Annotated in this window: 4 protein-coding genes and 1 pseudogene; all 5 read right to left on the bottom strand. The window is 54.6% G+C overall.

Annotation, left to right across the window (positions count from 1 at the left end):
• The coding region (locus tag FBQ85_28275; GenBank protein MDL1879030.1) for an O-methyltransferase at positions 1-119 on the bottom strand (119 nt) is incomplete at its 3' end.
• A gap of 309 nt (positions 120-428) precedes the next feature.
• Positions 429-845, bottom strand: a complete 417-nt coding sequence (locus tag FBQ85_28270; GenBank protein MDL1879029.1) for a F0F1 ATP synthase subunit epsilon — start codon at positions 843-845, stop codon at positions 429-431.
• A 151-nt stretch (positions 846-996) separates the two neighbouring features.
• Positions 997-2,403 carry a F0F1 ATP synthase subunit beta gene (gene atpD, locus FBQ85_28265; protein MDL1879028.1) on the bottom strand — a complete coding sequence of 469 codons (1,407 nt, stop codon included), beginning with the start codon at positions 2,401-2,403 and terminating at the stop codon, positions 997-999.
• A 207-nt stretch (positions 2,404-2,610) separates the two neighbouring features.
• Positions 2,611-2,823 (bottom strand): annotated as a pseudogene (locus FBQ85_28260) (type II toxin-antitoxin system HicB family antitoxin).
• A gap of 10 nt (positions 2,824-2,833) precedes the next feature.
• The coding region (atpG, locus tag FBQ85_28255; GenBank protein MDL1879027.1) for an ATP synthase F1 subunit gamma at positions 2,834-3,405 on the bottom strand (572 nt) is incomplete at its 5' end.

Below are 3,405 nucleotides of genomic sequence, written 5' to 3'. Positions count from 1 at the left end.
CCAACGATGGGAAAATTGCGCTCGGCAGCGAGTTTTTCCATTTCCAGCAATTTGACATGGCGCTCGGGCAGCAGCGCATCGAGGTACTGGTTGATGTCGGGGTGGATAAGGTCCATCATGCGCGTACTCAGAATGGCGTTGTTCGTTCTCGGGATTTTTTTGAAGACCCACTTCTCACTGTCTGGGGAACGGCGCAGAATATAGCAGCTTTTGAGCAAATGTCAAGCAACCCTCAAACGCAAAGCGAGGCGTTGTGAACTTATTTTTGGAATACAACGTGTTTCAAAACAAGCGGGGCGCAATACATTCATCAAATGATGACTGCTAAAGGAACTGCGCGGAGCTCCCCAACATGAAACAATTGCTTTGTCACGGGCGGGCAACAGCATGTTACAATAAATGGGGGGAAGTTCAAGCGGGGTTGGCGTTCAGGATTTCATCAATTCCACAACTTTTAAGCGATTGGCGGCGCGCGCCAATGCAGCTTCGGCACGCTCAAGATCCCACTGTTTGCGGCCTTCTTTGAGACGGCGATCGGCGCGTTCTTTGGCCTGTTTAGCGCGTTCGACGTCGATAGTCGAGGCTTCTTCGGCAGTCTCGGCCAAAATTTTTACCCCGGAGGCCATAACTTCCGCCAGGCCGCGGGCAATGGCGAAGTACACCGTTTTCTCCGCCGTTTCCACTTTCAAATGCCCGGTCTTCAGCGTGGCCAGCATGTTGGTATGATGCGGCAACACGCCGAAGTAGCCTGCTTCGCCGGGCGCAATGATGGCCTTGACCTGGGCGGAAAAGACTTTGCTCGCCGGCGTGACGATTTCGAGAAGAAAGCTTTTTTGTGAGGCCATGTTGGTCGTTGGTCGCTGGTCGTTGGTTGCTGCCTGAGCTTGTCGCCGCTGCCTGAGCTTGTCGCCGCTGCCTGAGCTTGTCGCCGCTGCCTGAGCTTGTCGCCGCTGCCTGAGCTTGTCGAAGGCAGCCGTTAGCAACCAGCAACAAGACTCATCCTTTCATCTTCTTGGCATTTTCAACGGCATCTTCGATGGTGCCGACCATGTAGAACGCTTGTTCGGGGAGATCGTCATAATCGCCCTCGACGATGCCCTTGAATCCGCGAATGGTATCTTCGCGGCGGACGTATTTGCCCGGGGTACCGGTGAATTCCTGCGCCACGAAAAACGGCTGGCTGAGAAATTTTTCGATGCGGCGCGCGCGATTCACGGCGATCTTGTCGTCGTCGGACAATTCTTCCATGCCGAGAATGGCGATAATATCTTGCAGCTCTTTGTATTTTTGCAAAATCTGCTGCACCTGGCGCGCGACGCGATAATGTTCTTCGCCCACCACCAGCGGCGAGAGAATGCGTGAGGTCGAGTCCAGCGGATCGACCGCCGGATAAATTCCCAGCTCGACGATGCGGCGCGACAACACTGTGGTGGCGTCGAGATGCGCGAAAGTTGTCGCGGGCGCGGGATCGGTCAAGTCATCCGCCGGCACATAAATCGCCTGCACGGAGGTGACGGAACCTTTTTTCGTGGAAGTGATGCGTTCTTGCAGCGCGCCCATTTCCGTGGCCAGCGTCGGCTGGTAACCGACGGCGGAAGGCATGCGGCCGAGCAAGGCCGACACTTCCGAGCCGGCTTGCGTGAAGCGGAAGATGTTGTCGATGAAGAGCAACACATCCTTGCCTTCGGCATCACGGAAATGCTCGGCAATGGTCAGCGCGGAAAGCCCGACGCGCGCGCGCGCGCCCGGCGGCTCATTCATCTGGCCGAAAACCATGCTGGTTTTGCTGATGACGCCCGAGTGCGTCATTTCCAGCAGCAAGTCGTTGCCCTCGCGTGTGCGCTCGCCCACGCCGCCGAACACGGAATAGCCGCCGTGTTCCGTGGCGATGTTGCGGATCAATTCTTGAATGAGAACGGTTTTGCCGACGCCGGCCCCGCCGAACAGGCCGGTTTTTCCGCCCTTCAAATAAGGTTCGAGCAGATCGATAACTTTGATGCCGGTTTCCAGCATTTCCGATTTCGTTTCCAAACTCTCCAGCGGCGGCGCCGGGCGGTGAATCGGTTGATACACCTCCGTCTGCACCGGGCCTTTTTCATCGATCGCCTCGCCGATCACATTGAGCACGCGGCCCAGCGTGCCGGCGCCGACCGGCATCAAGATGGGCTGCCCGGTGTTCTTCACTTTCGTGCCGCGCACCAGGCCGTCGGTGGAATCCATGGCGATGCAACGCGCGGTATTCTCGCCGAGATGCTGCTGCACTTCCAAAACCAGGCGCTCGCTTTTGCCGCCGCCGACTGCGCGATTCAATTCGAGCGCGGTGAGAATGGCTGGCATTTCCGCGCCTTCAAACGAAACATCGACTACCGCGCCGATAACTTGAACGACTCTGCCTTCTTGCATGTGAGAATGGCCTTAAGATTGAGATTGATTACCAGGCACTTTTTCTTTAGCCACAGATCAACACGGATTTTCACTGATGCCTTTATATTTTTATAAATCTCTGAAATCCGTGTAGATCCGTGTAAATCCGTGGCTAAAAGCTTGCTTTTTGAAAAACGTACGGCTGCAAATAAATAAGATCGATCGATGCGGTTCTACAAACCGTTTTTATTGAGCATACATGAGATGGCGCTTAGGCCGAGGAATTGGGCGACCCGACTCTTTCGCAGTTTCAAACTATTCTTGAATGATGATTTCGGCATTTGCCAACGCTTGTTTATGGGTTTTTCCATCCGCCGCACAGCCGAAAAGTTCAGGAACTTCCGCGATAAACGCCTGATCTTCCTCACTCCAATAGATAATGATTTCGTATCTACTCATCTTCAGCCGCCTACTTCTTCAACGCCTCAGCCCCGCCGACGATTTCCAAAAGCTCTTTGGTGATCGCCGCCTGCCGCGCTTTGTTGTAATGCAGCGTCAACTGCATAATGATTTCCTTGGCATTCTCCGTTGCCGCGTCCATCGCCGCCATGCGCGCGCCCAACTCTGCGGCGTAGGATTCCAGCAACGCCTGCCACAGCTCGATGTTGATGTATTTGGGGCAAAGCGTGTCCAAAATTTTTAGCGGCGAGGGTTCGAAAATAAAATCCGTGGGATACCGTTCATCCTGCGGCGGGCGCGGCACGATCGGCAACAGTTGCTGCACCGTGAGATTCTGCTGGATCACCGATTTGAACTCGTTATACACGAGAAAAATGCGGTCGAGTTTTTCACCGGTGTATTGCTGTTGAATCAACTCGCCGATGTCCTGCGCGTGCGTAAAATCGAGGTAATTGAAAAAGCCGGTGTACTTCGCCAGGATGGGATAATTGCGCCGCTGGAAATGTTCATACCCTTTTTTGCCCACGCAAATCAGCGAGGTTTGCAGGCCCGGGCGCTGCGCGTTTTGAAATTCATTCGTGG

It is taken from the genome of Cytophagia bacterium CHB2, assembly GCA_030263535.1.
In the GTDB taxonomy this organism is placed as follows: Bacteria; Zhuqueibacterota; Zhuqueibacteria; order Zhuqueibacterales; family Zhuqueibacteraceae; genus Coneutiohabitans.
Note: the sequence above shows the minus strand (reverse complement) of the source record. Positions and strands in the feature narration are given on the sequence as shown.